This window comes from Hylemonella sp. GW821-FHT12C09, assembly GCF_058807395.1.
The window spans coordinates 117,789-132,260 of record NZ_JBXAQQ010000001.1; the positions used below are offsets into that span (position 1 = coordinate 117,789).

The window sequence follows — 14,472 nt, forward strand, 5'->3', positions numbered from 1 at the left end:
CATGGGCGCACGCTTCGTCCCGGCCATCCTGATCACCCTGCTCGTGGTCCTGCACGCGCAGCTGTGGTTTGGCCGGGGCAGCGTGCCCAATGTGAACCGCATGGCGGGCGAGCTCGAAGCGCAGAAGCAGAAGAACACCCAGGCCCAGCTGGTCAACGACCGGCTGTTGGCCGACGTGCAGGACCTCCGCGAGGGCCTGGAGATGGTGGAAGAGAAGGCGCGGCTGGAACTGGGCATGGTCAAGCCCAACGAGATCTACGTCCAGATCACCAAATAAGGCCGTGATGAAAATTGCCGTCGTCGGTGCGCCCACGACCGGCAAAACCCGCCTGGCCCAGGCCCTGGCCCAGCACCTGCCTGAGTTGCAGGTCAGCGACGCCCCCTCCCCTGTATCGCTGCAACCCGGCGCCTTCGACCGGGTCCTGCTGATGGGCCTGGACCTGCCACCGACCTCGCCCGATCAATACGAAGCGGATGCCCGGCTGCGTGCGCAATTGGCCGATGCCGGCGTGGGCTACGGCGTGGTGTACGGCGAAGGAGCGCAGCGGGCGCGCGCCGCGCTACGCCTCATCGACCCGCAGGATGGCCCTCCCCCGCGCTGGACCGGCCCCTGCGAGCGCTGCGCCGATCCCGAGTGCGAACTCCGTCTCTTTACTGGATTGCTGCGCTCGAAGGCGGCTGGTCGCCCGCCGTCGTGAACAGCTGGGTGGTGTCGATGGTGTCGAAGCGGTAGTTGGCACCGCAGAACTCGCAGTCCACCATGATCACGCCGCGCTCGGCCAGGATCTCGCGCGCCTCGACCTCGCCCAGCCCCTGGATCATGCGGCCCACGCGCTCGCGGCTGCAGGTGCAGGCAAATCGCGGCGCCGTCTCACCGGCATGCGGCATGAAACGTTGCAGCTTCTCCTCCCAGAACAGGCGGCGCAGGATGGTCTCCACGTCCAGCGTCAGCAGCTCCTCGCGCTTGAGGCTGGAGGCCAGCGTCGCGATGCGGTTGTAGTGTTCGTACATCTCCGCTTCGTACAGTTCGGCCTCGGCCGGCTGCTGGCCGGCCAGGTTGCCCATGCCCTCGATGGGCAGGCGCTGGATCAGCAGGCCGGCAGCCACCTTGTCGTCGGCGGCCAGCACCAACACCGTGTCGAGCTGCTCACTCTGGCGCATGTAGAGCTGCAGGGCTTCGGCCAGGTTGTGGACGGATTTGCCATCGGAACCGGAGAGCGGCACCACACCCTGGTAGGGCTGCTGGCCGGGCTGGCGGTCCTTGGGGTCGAGCGTGACTGCGAAGCGGCCCTGGCCATTCACATTGAGCATGGCGCGCAGACCGGCGTCATCGGGCACCGGGCCCGGCACGGTGGCCGTGGCACGCAGGCTCAGGTCAGACTGCACCTCGGTCACGGCCAGCTTGACCGGCCCGTCGCCAAACACCTGCAGGACCAGCGCGCCGTCGAATTTGATGTTGGACTGCATCAGCGTCCCGGCCGCCACCATCTCGCCCAGCAGGGCCTGCACCGGCGGCGCATAGGCTCCGGTGCTGCTCTGAGCGCGGCGTTTCAGGATCTCGGTCCAGGCATCGGTCAGGCGTACGACCATGCCGCGCACCGGCAGGCCTTCGAAGAGGAATTTGTGGAGTTCAGACATGTATAGGGCCTGTTCACACTCATTTCTCAAGTGCGAACGTGGTGAAAACCGCGCCAATCTAGGCGCGCGACGACGCCCAGGCTGGCCGCCTGGGCTAGGAGTGCAACAACGAGTGGCGCGGTTTTAACCCCGTTCCCTACGGGTTGCGGCCAAAAAAGCCATGCGGGGTGTTGCGCGGACTTGCCGGAGATGACTCCGGCAGCGTCCACGCGCCTACCGCATGACTTTTTTGATCCGCAACGCATCTTGAGAAATGAGTGTGAGCAGGCCCTAGATGAGGCTCAGCCGATTTTCTTCAAGCCCTTGCGGAAGCGCTCGGCGTTGTCGACGTAGTGCTGGGCAATACGCTGCAGGCCGGCGATCTGCTCGGGAGAAAGCTGCTTGACGGCCTTGGCCGGGCTGCCCAGGATCATGGAGCCATCGGGAAACTCCTTGCCCTCGGTCACCAGCGAGCCGGCACCGACCAGGCAGTTCTTGCCGATCTTCGCGTGGTTCAGCACCACGGCCCCGATGCCGATCAGCGAACCGTCGCCCACGGTGCAGCCGTGCAGCATGACCTGGTGGCCCACCGACACGTTCTCGCCCAGGACCAGCGGCACGCCTTCGTCGGCATGCAGCACGCTGGCGTCCTGGATGTTGGAGTTGCGGCCGATGTGGATGTGTTCGCTGTCACCGCGGATGACGGTACCGAACCAGACGCTGACGTTGTCTTCCAGGGTCACCTTGCCGATGACCTGGGCGCTGTCGGCGACGTAGGCGTTCTTGCCCAGTTTGGGGGATTGGCCGTCGAGTTCGTAGAGTGCCATGTTCTTGTTCCGTCTTTGTTTTTGGGCGATCGGGGGATTGTAAAGAGAGGTTCCTTCTCGCGCTGGCAAAGGGTTTGTGTTCGTAGCCTTGCCGGGTCTCGCCCCGGCGGGCGAGTCACCTTTCTTTGCTTCGCCAAAGCAAGGTAACCGAAAGAAAGGCGAGCCGGATTCGTCGACCCTCCGCTGCGCTACGGGCACGCTGCGTTGCTCGGTCTGAGCGGGGTGCGCGCAAACTCGCTGCGCTCAAACATGCGCGCCCCTTGATCCGCCCGGCCCTGCGCTACTCGCCTCCTCATTACGGCGTAGGGCACCGACAGCCGAAGACCACAAGGACGCGCTATGGCGCGTCCTTGCGCGCTTTCATACTCTGCTGATTACGTCGCCAACTAAACCGACAAGCTGACTGTTGATATAAAACAGCCCCTTGGATGCAAAAAGGAAATGGCTCAAAATGGAGCCCTGTCATTTCATTTCGCACCTTCGAGATCCACATCACTTTAAAAAATTCCTGTGATGAAGACACCGCCATTTTCCCGTGAAGAACAATATGAGCTGTTAGAAGAACGCAAGGTACCCGACATAGTTCGCGTTTATTTGGGCGGAGATATTAGTAGGATTGGGGAACTGATTACCTTAACTCAGAAAGAATATCTGGATTGGCTGCTTACCAAGCCATTGCGCGAGGACGGGTGGATCAGAACGTCGCCGAGCACGCAAGATGGTGTGTACTTTCTACAAAGAGGGGAATCTTGGTGGACGGTATATCACCAAGATCGCGGCGTAATACACGAGTATGAGAGCTTCAGCACTTATGAAGATGCTCGTCGATATTTAGAAATAGATAACGGGCTCGGCCGATTCTTGCGTAATGAGAATGCTGCGATTTCTATCGACGATAAAACAGATGCAGAAGCTCGATTGTCAACTTCAACCAATGGCGGCAGCAAGCACAAGTCTTCGAAGGAATGGTGGAAATTCTGGTAAGTCAGCGCGTTAGCTCAGCGTCAACTACGTTCTGCGCTGCTGAGACGCAGAGTCACTCTCAGCCAACAAGCTTCAAGTCACGCTACAGCCGGACCAGTGCGCGCCTTGCGCGTACCGGTTCGGCTGTTGGCTGTTTGGTCTCCCCCGCCGTAATGAGGAGGCGAGTAGCGCAGGGAGCGGCGGATCAAGAAGCGTAGATGTTTGAGCGCAGCGAGTTTCTGCGCTTCCCGCCGGTCCCGAGCAACGCAGCGTGCCCGTAGCGCAGCGCAGGGTCGACGAATCCGGCTCGCCTTTCTTTCGGTTACCTTGCTTTGGCGAAGCAAAGAAAGGTGACTCGCCCGCCGGGGCGAGACCCGGCTTGCCACGCCTGCGAGGGCACACACAACAAAGACGAATCAATCCGCCTGCAAGGCAGACAACTCAGCATCCGAAAAGCCAGCAGCGCGACGAGCATCCAGATTAAACGGCCTCTTGAGCTTAGGCGCCTGATACTTCACCGTCAACTCGGCATAAGTCGCAAGCGGATCAAGAGACCGCTGCGCACAAGCCCACGCATACCACCGATTGCCGGTGGCCACATGCCCGATCTCATCCCGCAAGATGATGTCCAGAATCTCCCCGGCACGGTGATCGCCGATGGAAACGAGTTTGGTCTTCACCGCTGGTGAGGCATCGAGGCCGCGAGCTTCCAGCGTGCGCGGCACCAGGGCCACGCGGGCCAGCAGGTCACCGCGCGTACGCTCGGCCATGGACCACAGGCCGTCGTGGGCCGGGAAGTCGCCGTAGTCGAAGCCCAGCGTCAGCAAGTGCTCACGCAATAAAGTGAAGTGGTAGGCCTCTTCAAAGGCCACCTGCAGCCAGTCGCGGTAGAAGGCCTCGGGCAGGCCGGCGAAGCGCCAGCAGATGTCCAGGGCCAGGTCGATGGCGTTGCGTTCGATGTGCACGATGCTGTGCACCAGGGCCGCATGACCACGCGGGGTGGCGAGCGAGCCGAGCTTGATCTGGGTGTGAGGCAACAAAGGCGGGCGCTCGCTGCGGCCGGGTACACCGGGCGGCTCGGCAAACACCCGGGGGCAGTCGACCGTACCGCTGCGGTCCAGGGCCGAGACCGCCTGCGCCTTGGCCACAGGGTCGGCCAGGGCCAGCAGTTCGAGGCAGCGTGCACGCAGTTCCATGGTGACGAAATTATCCCCCTAGAATCACATGGATCATCCCGAGAGCCGCCATGTCCACCCCCACTGCAGCCCCCGATCAGCCGGTCACCGGCGACCAGACCGCCATAGCCCGCCAGGGCATCCTGGACGAGGCGCGCAACGTCATCGGCTACGAGCTCTACGACCGATCGCTGGGCGCCGACGCGCACACCGCCGCCAGCGACGCCGAGCTGCTGTTCAATGTGCTCTCGCATGCCGAGCACCAGGCCCTCATGGGTCGCAAGACCATGTTCATCAACTGCACGCACGAGAGCCTGGCGGGTCGGCACCTGGAGTTGATCCACCCCGAGCGTGTGGTGCTGGAGATCCCGCCGCTGGAAGGGAACAGCCCGGCCGAGATCGAGGCCCGCCTGCCCATGCTGATGGAGGTGAAACGCAAGGGCTTCCGCCTGGCCTTCAGCCAGACCATGCTCACGCGCCCTTATGCCGCCTGGCTGCCGCTGGCCAGCTACATCAAGCTCGACATGTCGCAGCTCAAGTCCGAGCTGATCGAGCCGCTGGTGAAGTTTGCGCAGAAGCACAGCACGGCCAAGCTCATCGCCGAGAAGGTGGAGACCGCCGCGCAGCACGAACTTGCGGCCCAGCACGGCATCAAGCTCTTCCAGGGTTACTGGTTTGCGACGCCGGTGCTGGTCAAGGGCCAGACCCTGCGCCCGGCGCAGGCCAACATCATCCAGCTGATCAACCTGGTGCGCCGCCAGGCCGAGGTGGGCGAGATCGAGGCGCTGCTCAAGCGCGACCCCACCCTCTCCTTCAACCTCTTGCGTTTCATCAACTCGGCCGGTTTCGGCCTGAGCTGCGAGATCACCTCTTTCCGCCACGCGGTGATGATCCTGGGCATGCAGAAGCTGTTCCGCTGGGCCGCCCTGCTCATGACCACCTCGCGCGTGGGCGGCACCGCGCCGGCCGTGGGCCAGATGGCGGTGGTGCGCGGCCGGCTGATGGAACTGCTGGCCGCCGAGCTGCTGCCACCCGAAGAGGCCGATGACGCCTTCGTGGTCGGCGTGTTCTCGCTGCTGGACACCATGCTGGGCATGCCGATGGCGCAGGCGCTGGAGTCGATCTCGCTCTCGTCCCACGTGACCGACGCGCTGCTGTACCGCAAGGGCATGTTCGCGCCCTTCCTGGAGCTGACCCTGGCCTGCGAACTGGCTGACGAGGCCGCCTTTGCCCGCGCCGCCACACAGTTGCACCTCTCCAACCACCAGGTCAACTGGGCCCATCTGCAGGCCCTGAGCTGGGCTGAGAACCTCGACCCCGCCCAGGCCTGAGGCCTGGACCTACAAGTTCGCGATCACCGGGCCGCCGCGCTGCAGTGCGCGCTGGTAGGCCGGGCGCGCGTTCATGCGCTCACGCCAGGCCCACACGTGCGGATAAGGCGTGGTGTCCGTGCCGCGCGTGAGCGCGGCCTCGACGGCGAAGCTCATCTGGAAGTCCGCGATGCTCAGCGCCTCGCCGGCAAACCAGGGGCTGCGGGCAAGATGGTCTTCCATGAAAACCAGCGCTCCCACGACATTGGGCTCGATCAACCGCGCGATGACCTTGGCGCAGAGCTGGCGCGCGATGGGCTTCACGAAAAAGGGCATGCGCTGGCGCGGGATGCTCATGAAAACCAGTTTCATCACCAGCCAGTTCATCAGCGAGCCCTCGGCGTAGTGCATCCAGAAGCGGCACTGGCGGTACGCGGGCGTGCCCGGCTTCGGGAGCAGCTGTGCCAGTTCACCGCTGGCCTGGGCGCCGTAGCGTTCGGCCAGGTATTCGATGATGGCGCCGGATTCGGGGACGACCTCTTCGCCGTCGGTGATGACGGGCGATTTGCCCAGGGGATGGATCTTCTTGAGCTCGGGCGGGGCCAGGCGGGTGAGCGGGTCGCGCGCGTAGACCTTGAGTTCGTAGGGCAGGCCCAGCTCTTCCAGCAGCCAGAGGACGCGCTGCGAGCGCGAGGTTTCGAGGTGGTGGACGGTGATCATCGCCCCATCTTATCCGCGCGGGTGATGTTGTGCATGCAGCGACTTGAGGCGCTCGCGCGCCACATGGGTGTAGATGGTGGTCGTCGAGATGTCGGCATGGCCCAGCAGCATCTGCACGGCGCGCAGGTCGGCGCCGTGGTTGAGCAGATGGGTGGCAAAGGCGTGGCGCAGGGTGTGCGGCGAGAGCGGCGCGGTGACGCCGGCGGCCAGCGCATGCTTTTTCACGATCATCCAGAACATCACGCGCGACATGGCCTCGCCGGCCCGTGTGCCGCGCAGGGTGACAAAGAGGTCGTCGGTCTGCTTCTGCGCCAGCAGGGCCGGGCGCGCCTCCTGCAGGTAACGCTGCAGCCAGCCCGAAGCCACCTCGCCGAAAGGCACCAGGCGCTCCTTGTTGCCCTTGCCGAAAACCCGCAGCACGTGCTCGGACAGGCTGACGTTGTAGGTCTTCAGCCCCACCAGCTCGCTCACGCGCAGGCCGCTGGCGTACATCAGCTCGAGCATGGTGCGGTCACGCACGGCCAGCGGCGTGTCCTCGCCGGGCGCGGCCAGCAGGGCCTCCACCTGGGCTTCGCTCAGGGTCTTGGGCACGCGCAAGGGCTGTCTGGCCGCCTGCAGGCGCAGGGTCGGGTCGGTCGTGATACGGCGCTCGCGCAGGGCCCAGCGGAAGTAGCGCTTGAAGACCGTCAGGCGGCGGTTGGCCGTGGTGGCCCGCGTGGCCGCGTGCCGCTCGGAAAAATACCCGTTGATATCGTGTTCCGTGGTCTCCAAAAGCGTACGCCCGCGGACGGCAAGCCAGCGGGCGTAGAGCGTGAGATCGCGGCGGTAGGCCGTCAGCGTGTTGCGTGACAGGCCTTCCTCCAGCCACAGGGCATCGACAAAGGCGTCGATGGACGCGTCGTCTCCCAGGCCCTGTGCCACAAGGGGCTCAATCGAGCTTGAGGCCGGCGGTGTCGACCACCTTCTTGTAGACCAGGTATTCGGCCTTCATCTGCTCGGCGAATTGCGCAGGCGTGTTGCCCACGACCAGGGAGCCGGTGTCCTCGATGCGCTTGCGCACGGCCGGATCCTGCAGCACCTGGCGCACGGCCGCATTGACCTTGTCCACCACCTCCTTGGGCAGCCCCTTGGGGCCGAGGATGCCGTAATAGGCCATGCGGTTCACCGGCTCCAGCCCCACTTCCTTGAAGGTGGGCACATTGGGCAGCACGGCCAGGCGCTGCGGGGCAGCGACGACGATGGGCACGAGGCGGCCGGCCTGGATGAAGGGCAATGCCGAAGGCAGGTTGTCGAAGATGATCGGCACCTGGCCGGCCACCGTGTCGTTCAGGGCCGGGCCCGCACCCCGGTAGGGGATGTGCGTGATGAAGGTGTTGGTCTGGCTCTTGTAGAGCTCGGTCTGCAGGTGGCCGATGCCGCCCGTGCCCGACGTGGCGTAGGAGTGCTTGCCCGGCGACTTCTTCAGCTCGGCCAGAAAGCTCTTGTGGTCCTTGGCCGGGAAGCTCGGGTGCACGGCAATCACATTGGGCGTGGCCGCAATGTTGATGATGGCGGTGAAGTCCGTCAGGGCGTTGTAGGGGATCTTGGAGTTGATGGCCGGGTTGGCCGCCGTGGTGGACACGGTGGCCATGGCCAGCGAGTAACCGTCCGGCGCGGCCTTGGCCGTCTCGTTGGCACCGACCACGCCGCCGCCGCCGGCCTTGTTCTCCACCACCACCGGCTGGCCCAGGACCTTGCCCAGCGGATCGGCGATGACACGCGCGATGATGTCGGTGGTGCCGCCGGGCGCAAAGGGCACCTGCAGCTTGATTGGCTTGGTGGGATAACCCTGGGCAAAGGCGGTACTGGCGGCAGCCAGCAGGCTGAGGGCGAAGAGAGCGCGTCGCTGCATGGTGTAGGACTCCTGAATCAGTGAGGGATGACCGATTCTATTGCCCCAGCAGGCCGTTTTTAAGTCGGGTATCCACGGGGTCGGGACCGACGAAAATCTCCAGCAGTGCCTGGTAGAAATCGGCGCCGCCGATGGCCGTGCCGCGCGGCACATCGTTGACGGCCAGCAGCAGGCCCTGTTCGGGCAGGTAGTCCAGGGTGATGGTGTCGCCTTCGCGGGCCACACCGATGGTGTCGATCGTGCGCGAGAAGCGCTGCACGCGCTCCTGCATGGCCGCCCACTCGGCGTCCGTGACGTTCTTGCGCATGCCGTCGACCAGCGCCTGCTTGACGTGGTCGGAGCCGACCTCCATCAACATGCGCAGTTGCAGGCGCTTGGGGCCGCTCTGGCGCAGCGCCTCGGGACCAGCCACGACCTTCTCGGTCAGGTAGAGCCCGGCCACGAAGGCCTTGAAGATGTAGATGGCGCGCACGCCCAGGCCATTGAGTTGCAGGTCGCGGCTGCCCAGGCGGGCCGTGTCGTCGAAGCGCTGGCCTTCAAGGGTGGCCGCCTGGGCAGGGGCACCGGCCAGGACGGCGGCCAGGGCCAGCAGGGGAAGAGAAAACAGCTTGTTCATGACCTGAAAACGCCGCAGGCGTGGATCCGGCTGACAGGCCGGCGCCATCGGGACTGGTATTCTCGCCATGTGAACTACGCCCAGCTGCTTTTCCCCGATTTCTCCCTGATCCTGTGCGGTTACCTGGTCTGCCGCTACACCGCGCTGAACCGGCCGGTCTGGGACCAGGTCGAGATCCTGGTCTATTACTTTCTCTTCCCGGTGCTGCTGTTCCACAGCATCGTGAAGAGCCCGCTGGACCTATCGGCCGCCTCCAGCCTGATCGGCGCCGGCCTGGCCATGGGCGTCAGCGGCATCGCCCTGTCCTACGCCCTGCCCCACCTGCCCTTCGTCGGTCGCCATGTCGATGCGCGCCTGCATGCGGCCAGCGCCCAGGTGGCTTTCCGCTTCAACTCCTTCATCGGCCTGGCCCTGGCCGACCGCCTGGCCGGCCCCGAAGGCCTGCTGCTGCTGGCCGTGCTGATCGGCTTTTGCGTGCCGCTCTTCAATGTGGGCGCGGTCTGGCCCATGGCCCGCCATGCGCAGCGCAGCGTGGGGCGCGAACTGCTGCGCAACCCGCTGATCATCGCCACGGTCTCGGGGCTGATCGCCAACGTGCTGGGTTTCAGGGTCCCGGCCTGGGCCGATCCCACGCTCAGCCGCATCGGCGCTGCTTCGCTGGCCCTGGGCCTGATGGCGGCTGGCGCCGGCCTGCGCTTTTCCAGCCTGGGCCAGGGCAAGGTGCTCGCGGTGGCCGTGCTGGCCATCAAGCACCTGCTGCTGCCGCTGATCGCCCTGGGCCTGTCCAGGGTTTTCGGCCTGACGCCGGTGCAGACCACCATCCTGCTGGCCTTCTCGGCCCTGCCCACGGCGTCCAGCTGCTACGTGCTGGCCGCACGCATGGGCTACGACGGTGCCTACGTGGCCGGACTGGTTACGCTGTCCACGCTGCTGGGCGTGGTCAGCCTGTCGTTCGCGCTGGGTCTGCTGCGCTAGGGCCTGCACTGCTTGAGCAGTTCGGCCATGAAGGCGTGGATGGCCTCCAGGTCGGGCTTGAGCGCCGTGCAGGCGATGCCCTCGCGGCGCAAGAGGGCGCGCATGCCGCGGTCGACTTCCTTGGCCTGCTCCTCGTCCTGGAAGCGGCCGGTGTGGATGTACTTGCGCTCGCCGCGCTCGACCAAGATGTTGACGTTGTTGTGCTGCTTGTACCAGTCCAGGATCTGTTTGCGCGTCTTGCCCGTGTCGCAGATGTTGTCGGGGTAGAACTCGTTGTAGTAGAGGATCTGCGGCAGCGAGCATTCGCCTACCAGGAACTGCACCTGGCCGTCGAGCAGCTCCAGCATGTGGTACTGCTGCTGCGCGATCCTGTACTGGTTGCGCAGGCCCTCGTAGTCCTTCTGCCACACCAGCGATTTGGCGTAGTCCGGTATCAGTTCCACCGACTTGTGATGCAGGTGCAGGTACAGGATGATGGCGGCAGTGAACAGCGACTTTTCGCAGCCCGGCCCGCCGATGATGTTGATCACTTTCGTCGGGTACAGGCGCATCTTGTTTTCCGGCAAGTGGGGCGAGACGTAGGTGTATTGAATGGTCATGTTCCGGCTCCGTCTTTCACGCGGGGGCCTGTGGGTCCGCTTGCCGGGCCAGGGCCCAGGCTGCGTGCTCCCGCACCAGCGCACTGCCCTGCTCCAGCTGCCCCTGCAGTGCCCCGACTATCGCAGGGTCATGCGCCACGCGCAAGGCATTTCCCAGGGCCACCACGATGTTGCGCAACCAGCGCTCGTGGCCGATGCGCCGGATTGGGCTGCCCTCGGTGCGCTGCAAGAACTCAGCCTCGCTCCAGGCCAGCAGGTCCAGCAACGCGGCGCCGCTCATGCCGGGGCGATGCGCGAAATCCGGCAAGGGGCTGCGCTGCGCGTACTTGTTCCAGGGGCAGATCAGCTGGCAGTCGTCGCAGCCGTAGATGCGGTTGCCCATCAGCGGGCGGAGCTCCAGCGGGATGGGCCCCGCGTGTTCGATCGTCAGGTAGGAGATGCAACGCCGCGCGTCCAGCTTGCCCGGACCCAGAATGGCCTGGGTGGGGCAGATGTCGATGCAGGCGCTGCAGCTGCCGCAATGGTTGCTGACGGGTTCACTGGCCGGCAGGTCCAGGTCCACATAGATCTCACCCAGGAAAAACATGGAGCCGGCCTCGCGGTTCAGCACCAGGGTGTGCTTGCCGCGCCAGCCCTGGCCGCTGCGTGTGGCCAGCTCGGCCTCCAGCACCGGGGCCGAGTCGGTGAAGACGCGGTAACCGAAGGGACCCGCCTCGGCCGCCATGCGATCGGCCAGCTGCTGCAGGCGCGCACGCAGGACCTTGTGGTAGTCGCGGCCGCGGGCGTACAGCGAGACGATGCCCTCCGTGGGGCGCTGCAGGCGCTCGAACTCGATGGCCTGCCAGCCCTCGGGCATACTCGCGCTGAGGTAGTCCAGACGTGCGGTGATCACGCTCACCGTGCCGGGCACCAGCTCGGCCGGGCGGGCGCGTTTGAGACCGTGTGCGGCCATATAGGCCATCTCACCGTGGAAACCACGCGACAACCAGTCGCGCAAACCCTCTTCCGCGGACGACAAATCGACACCGCTCACGCCGATTTGGGAAAATCCGAGTTCACGGGCCCAGGTCCGTATCCGGGAAATGAATTGACTGCTGCTGAACGTCACGAAGCCATTGTAGAAACCCGCGTCCTGCCTGACGAATCCGCCACGCAGGCCCTGGCCGCCGTGCTGGCGGCGCAGCCGTCCTTGCGCAATGCCTTTGTCGAACTGCACGGCAAGCTGGGCGCGGGCAAGACCACCCTGGTGCGCCACCTGCTGCGGGCCCTGGGCGTGGCCGGCCGCATCAAGAGCCCCACCTATGCCGTGGTCGAGCCGCATGAGCTGCCCGGGCTCAACATCTGGCACTTCGACTTCTACCGTTTCAGCGACCCGCGCGAATGGGAAGACGCAGGCTTTCGTGACCTGTTTGCCAGCCCCGGTCTCAAACTGGCCGAATGGCCCGAGAAGGCTGTCGGCCTGCTGCCGGTGGCGGACCTCGCCATCGAGCTGCAGGTGCAGGCGGACGAATCACGCCTGGCCATCCTGACGGCACGTACGCCCACCGGGGCCGCGCTGCTGCAAGGTCTGAAGGAGGCGCTCGCATGAGTGCCGAAGGGCCGTCCCAAGGCGCGAAGGCCCCCCTGGGGGGCAGCGCAGCACACAAAGTGGCAAGCGTGGGGGCCACATTCAAGCGGCGCGATCTGATCCAGGCCGGCACGCTGGTGCTGCTGCTGGGCCGCGCCCAGCTGGCCAGCGGTGCGGCCATCGTGGCCGTGCGGGTCTGGCCGGCCGAGGACTACTCGCGCGTCACGCTCGAATCGGACACCGCGCTCAAGGCCAAGCAGACCTTCATCGGCCAGCCGCCGCGCCTGGCCGTGGACATCGAGGGCATCGAGCTCAACCCCGCGCTGCGCGAGCTGGTCGCCAAGGTCCTGCCCGAAGACCCCAACATCGCCGGCATCCGCGTGGGCCAATACGCGCCGGGCGTGGTGCGTCTGGTGATCGACCTCAAGCAGGCCATCAAACCCCAGGTCTTCACGCTGCACCCCATCGAACCCTACCAGCACCGCCTGGTGTTCGACCTCTACCCCACCCAGCCCCCCGACCCGCTGGCCGCGCTGATCGCCGAGCGCCTCAAGCTCAAGGAAGGCGCGCCCGCACCGTCCGCGGCGGCCTCGGCCGCCCACCCCGGCGCCGATCCGCTGGGCGAGCTGATCGCACGCCACGCCGACAAGGCGCCTGCGCCTGGCCAGCCGCCCGTGCCTGCGCTGCCGGCGCGCGGCAACGGGACCGACCGGCTCATCATCATCGCGCTGGACCCCGGCCACGGCGGCGAAGACCCGGGCGCCATCGGCCCGCGCGGCACGCGCGAGAAGGACGTGGTGCTGCGCCTGGCGCGCCGGCTGCGCGACCGCATCAATTCGCGCAGCGTCAACGGCCACACCCTCTACGCCTACCTCACGCGCGACGGCGACTTCTTCGTGCCCCTGCACGTGCGCGTGCAGAAGGCGCGCCAGGTGCAGGCCGACCTGTTCGTGAGCATCCATGCCGACGCCTTCTACACACCGCGCCCGCAGGGCGCCAGCGTGTTCGCGCTGAGCCACGGCGGGGCGTCGAGCAGCGCGGCGCGCTGGATGGCGGCCAAGGAAAACAAGGCCGACCAGATCGGCGGCATCAACGTCAAGGCCAAGGATGCGCAGGTCCAGAGCGCCATGCTGGACATGAGCACCAGCGCCCAGATCAAGGACAGCCTGCGCCTGGGCGGCACCCTGCTCAGCGAGATCGGCCGGGTCGGCAAGCTGCACAAGCCGCGTGTGGAGCAGGCCGGGTTCGCCGTGCTGAAAGCGCCCGACATCCCCAGCGTGCTGGTGGAGGCGGCCTTCATCAGCAACCCGGAAGAGGAAGCCAAGCTCAACAGCGAGGCCTACCAGGAGCAGCTGGCCCAGGCGCTGATGCGCGGCATCGAAGGCTATTTCGCCAAGAACCCGCCGCTGGCGCGCAACCGCAGCGTTTGAGACCGGGTCACACGCATGGATTGGATCGTCCACTACCCCGCCCTGCGCCATCTGCACATGGGCCTGGCCTTCACCAGCGGCGCGCTGTTCGCGCTGCGCGGCGCCGCCGTGCTGGCCCGCCAGCGCTGGCCCCTGCACCCGGTGCTGGGGCGGGTCAGCGCCATCATCGACACCGGCCTGCTCGCCGCGGCCCTGCGCCTGTTATGGGAACTGCGCCTCAACCCCCTGGTCACGCCCTGGTTGCAGGTCAAGCTGGCCGTGCTGCCGCTCTACATCGTGCTGGGCATGCTCGCGCTCAAGTACGCGCGGCAGCGGGAAGCCAAGGCGCTGTGCTACATCGGCGCGCTGGCCTGCTACGGCTTCATGGTCTCGGTGGCGCTGACCCACTCGCCGTGGGGGCTGTTCGCGCGTTGGGATTAATCGTTATCGAGATGGGGGGGTGACAGCCCCTCGGCGGGTTCGCCGGTCTCGGGGTCGATCCAGTCGGCAATGCCGAGTTCGCTTTCGGCCTCCTGCAGGCTCTCGCCGGGCTCGGGGGCTTCCAGGTCCGCCGCGGCCTCCATGTCGGCCTGGGCTTCATCGAAACTGTCGTAAGGGCCGAATTCCCGCCCACCGTCGGTCAGGCTCCAGTAGTAGCCGCCGGGGCGCTTGAGCACCTGCCCCACCAGGACTTCCGCAGCCTCGGGCACCGCCTTCATGCTGGGCGTCTCGTGGCTGCCTGTTTCGGCTTTCTTGCGTGGCATGTCTGCACCTTCCTGCTGACAGTGGGCCGGCCTTGTGGC

At 65.8% G+C, this 14,472-nt stretch carries 18 protein-coding genes; 8 read left to right on the top strand and 10 right to left on the bottom strand.

The window, feature by feature from the left end:
• Position 1: 1 nt before the first annotated feature.
• Together AC1RRP_RS00590 and AC1RRP_RS00595 are read left to right on the top strand one after the other, a co-directional pair.
• Positions 2–277 (top strand): septum formation initiator family protein, encoded by a 276-nt coding sequence (locus AC1RRP_RS00590; protein ID WP_493032218.1) that lies wholly within the window; start codon positions 2–4, stop codon positions 275–277.
• A 7-nt stretch (positions 278–284) separates the two neighbouring features.
• Positions 285–698 (top strand): hypothetical protein, encoded by a 414-nt coding sequence (locus AC1RRP_RS00595; RefSeq protein WP_493032220.1) that lies wholly within the window; start codon positions 285–287, stop codon positions 696–698.
• Here AC1RRP_RS00595 and hslO read toward each other — a convergent pair.
• The gene (gene hslO, locus AC1RRP_RS00600; RefSeq protein ID WP_493032222.1) at positions 652–1,638 is read right to left on the bottom strand and encodes an Hsp33 family molecular chaperone HslO; all 987 of its coding nucleotides are present in this window, start codon (positions 1,636–1,638) and stop codon (positions 652–654) included. The two genes, AC1RRP_RS00595 and hslO, sit on opposite strands and share 47 nt — an antisense overlap.
• Positions 1,639–1,919: 281 nt before the next feature.
• Entirely contained in the window at positions 1,920–2,444 is a 525-nt protein-coding gene (locus AC1RRP_RS00605; protein ID WP_493032224.1) for a gamma carbonic anhydrase family protein, read from the bottom strand.
• 513 nt (positions 2,445–2,957) lie between these two features.
• Between AC1RRP_RS00605 and AC1RRP_RS00610 the strand changes: the two genes are divergently transcribed.
• Positions 2,958–3,428 carry a hypothetical protein gene (locus AC1RRP_RS00610; protein WP_493032226.1) on the top strand — a complete coding sequence of 157 codons (471 nt, stop codon included), beginning with the start codon at positions 2,958–2,960 and terminating at the stop codon, positions 3,426–3,428.
• Positions 3,429–3,823: 395 nt separating this feature from the next.
• Here the strand turns inward: AC1RRP_RS00610 and AC1RRP_RS00615 are convergent, their stop codons facing one another.
• A complete protein-coding gene (locus tag AC1RRP_RS00615) occupies positions 3,824–4,603 on the bottom strand; it encodes a ferritin-like domain-containing protein (protein WP_493032228.1) in 780 nt (259 codons plus the stop codon).
• A gap of 50 nt (positions 4,604–4,653) precedes the next feature.
• On the opposite strand from AC1RRP_RS00615, the gene AC1RRP_RS00620 reads away from it, so the two are divergent.
• Positions 4,654–5,913 carry an EAL and HDOD domain-containing protein gene (locus AC1RRP_RS00620; protein WP_493032230.1) on the top strand — a complete coding sequence of 420 codons (1,260 nt, stop codon included), beginning with the start codon at positions 4,654–4,656 and terminating at the stop codon, positions 5,911–5,913.
• Between the two features lie 9 nt (positions 5,914–5,922).
• On the opposite strand, the gene AC1RRP_RS00625 is transcribed toward AC1RRP_RS00620, so the two are convergent.
• From AC1RRP_RS00625 to AC1RRP_RS00640, 4 genes are read right to left on the bottom strand one after another with little or no spacing between them, the layout of a single operon-like run.
• Positions 5,923–6,612: a glutathione S-transferase family protein gene (locus AC1RRP_RS00625; RefSeq protein WP_493032232.1), complete on the bottom strand. Its 690-nt coding sequence runs from the start codon at positions 6,610–6,612 to the stop codon at positions 5,923–5,925.
• A gap of 9 nt (positions 6,613–6,621) precedes the next feature.
• Complete coding sequence (gene xerD / locus AC1RRP_RS00630; protein WP_493032234.1) at positions 6,622–7,533, bottom strand: site-specific tyrosine recombinase XerD; 912 nt, start codon at positions 7,531–7,533, stop codon at positions 6,622–6,624.
• Positions 7,534–7,540: 7 nt separating this feature from the next.
• Positions 7,541–8,503 (bottom strand): tripartite tricarboxylate transporter substrate binding protein BugE, encoded by a 963-nt coding sequence (locus AC1RRP_RS00635; RefSeq protein WP_493032236.1) that lies wholly within the window; start codon positions 8,501–8,503, stop codon positions 7,541–7,543.
• Positions 8,504–8,540: 37 nt separating this feature from the next.
• Positions 8,541–9,119, bottom strand: a complete 579-nt coding sequence (locus tag AC1RRP_RS00640; protein ID WP_493032238.1) for a chalcone isomerase family protein — start codon at positions 9,117–9,119, stop codon at positions 8,541–8,543.
• 69 nt (positions 9,120–9,188) lie between these two features.
• Here AC1RRP_RS00640 and AC1RRP_RS00645 point away from each other — a divergent pair, with 69 nt between their 5' ends.
• The gene (locus AC1RRP_RS00645; RefSeq protein ID WP_493032240.1) at positions 9,189–10,094 is read left to right on the top strand and encodes an AEC family transporter; all 906 of its coding nucleotides are present in this window, start codon (positions 9,189–9,191) and stop codon (positions 10,092–10,094) included.
• Here AC1RRP_RS00645 and AC1RRP_RS00650 read toward each other — a convergent pair.
• Both AC1RRP_RS00650 and queG read right to left on the bottom strand, forming a co-directional pair.
• Entirely contained in the window at positions 10,091–10,693 is a 603-nt protein-coding gene (locus AC1RRP_RS00650) for a hypothetical protein (protein ID WP_493032242.1), read from the bottom strand. The genes AC1RRP_RS00645 and AC1RRP_RS00650 overlap by 4 nt on opposite strands.
• A gap of 16 nt (positions 10,694–10,709) precedes the next feature.
• Positions 10,710–11,768, bottom strand: coding sequence for a tRNA epoxyqueuosine(34) reductase QueG (gene queG / locus AC1RRP_RS00655; protein ID WP_493033410.1), 1,059 nt, complete (start codon positions 11,766–11,768; stop codon positions 10,710–10,712).
• A 12-nt stretch (positions 11,769–11,780) separates the two neighbouring features.
• Here queG and tsaE point away from each other — a divergent pair, with 12 nt between their 5' ends.
• The 3 genes from tsaE to AC1RRP_RS00670 are packed head-to-tail and all read left to right on the top strand — an operon-like array spanning position 11,781 to position 14,110.
• Positions 11,781–12,281, top strand: coding sequence for a tRNA (adenosine(37)-N6)-threonylcarbamoyltransferase complex ATPase subunit type 1 TsaE (tsaE, locus tag AC1RRP_RS00660; RefSeq protein ID WP_493032244.1), 501 nt, complete (start codon positions 11,781–11,783; stop codon positions 12,279–12,281).
• A complete protein-coding gene (locus AC1RRP_RS00665; RefSeq protein ID WP_493032246.1) occupies positions 12,278–13,690 on the top strand; it encodes an N-acetylmuramoyl-L-alanine amidase in 1,413 nt (470 codons plus the stop codon). The genes tsaE and AC1RRP_RS00665 overlap by 4 nt, the downstream gene beginning before the upstream one ends.
• Positions 13,691–13,705: 15 nt before the next feature.
• Positions 13,706–14,110, top strand: a complete 405-nt coding sequence (locus tag AC1RRP_RS00670; RefSeq protein WP_493032248.1) for a SirB2 family protein — start codon at positions 13,706–13,708, stop codon at positions 14,108–14,110.
• Here the strand turns inward: AC1RRP_RS00670 and AC1RRP_RS00675 are convergent.
• Entirely contained in the window at positions 14,107–14,433 is a 327-nt protein-coding gene (locus AC1RRP_RS00675; protein WP_493032250.1) for a hypothetical protein, read from the bottom strand. The genes AC1RRP_RS00670 and AC1RRP_RS00675 overlap by 4 nt on opposite strands.
• Positions 14,434–14,472: the final 39 nt, after the last annotated feature.

Bases quoted from the DNA above. Each gene is read 5' to 3' on its own strand.
- AC1RRP_RS00590 (WP_493032218.1), top strand. From the start codon at position 2: ATGGGCGCACGCTTCGTCCCGGCCATCCTGATCACCCTGCTCGTGGTC.
- AC1RRP_RS00595 (WP_493032220.1), top strand. From the start codon at position 285: ATGAAAATTGCCGTCGTCGGTGCGCCCACGACCGGCAAAACCCGCCTG.
- hslO (WP_493032222.1), bottom strand. From the start codon at position 1,638: ATGTCTGAACTCCACAAATTCCTCTTCGAAGGCCTGCCGGTGCGCGGC.
- AC1RRP_RS00605 (WP_493032224.1), bottom strand. From the start codon at position 2,444: ATGGCACTCTACGAACTCGACGGCCAATCCCCCAAACTGGGCAAGAAC.
- AC1RRP_RS00610 (WP_493032226.1), top strand. From the start codon at position 2,958: ATGAAGACACCGCCATTTTCCCGTGAAGAACAATATGAGCTGTTAGAA.
- AC1RRP_RS00615 (WP_493032228.1), bottom strand. From the start codon at position 4,603: ATGGAACTGCGTGCACGCTGCCTCGAACTGCTGGCCCTGGCCGACCCT.
- AC1RRP_RS00620 (WP_493032230.1), top strand. From the start codon at position 4,654: ATGTCCACCCCCACTGCAGCCCCCGATCAGCCGGTCACCGGCGACCAG.
- AC1RRP_RS00625 (WP_493032232.1), bottom strand. From the start codon at position 6,612: ATGATCACCGTCCACCACCTCGAAACCTCGCGCTCGCAGCGCGTCCTC.
- AC1RRP_RS00635 (WP_493032236.1), bottom strand. From the start codon at position 8,503: ATGCAGCGACGCGCTCTCTTCGCCCTCAGCCTGCTGGCTGCCGCCAGT.
- AC1RRP_RS00640 (WP_493032238.1), bottom strand. From the start codon at position 9,119: ATGAACAAGCTGTTTTCTCTTCCCCTGCTGGCCCTGGCCGCCGTCCTG.
- AC1RRP_RS00650 (WP_493032242.1), bottom strand. From the start codon at position 10,693: ATGACCATTCAATACACCTACGTCTCGCCCCACTTGCCGGAAAACAAG.
- AC1RRP_RS00665 (WP_493032246.1), top strand. From the start codon at position 12,278: ATGAGTGCCGAAGGGCCGTCCCAAGGCGCGAAGGCCCCCCTGGGGGGC.
- AC1RRP_RS00670 (WP_493032248.1), top strand. From the start codon at position 13,706: ATGGATTGGATCGTCCACTACCCCGCCCTGCGCCATCTGCACATGGGC.
- AC1RRP_RS00675 (WP_493032250.1), bottom strand. From the start codon at position 14,433: ATGCCACGCAAGAAAGCCGAAACAGGCAGCCACGAGACGCCCAGCATG.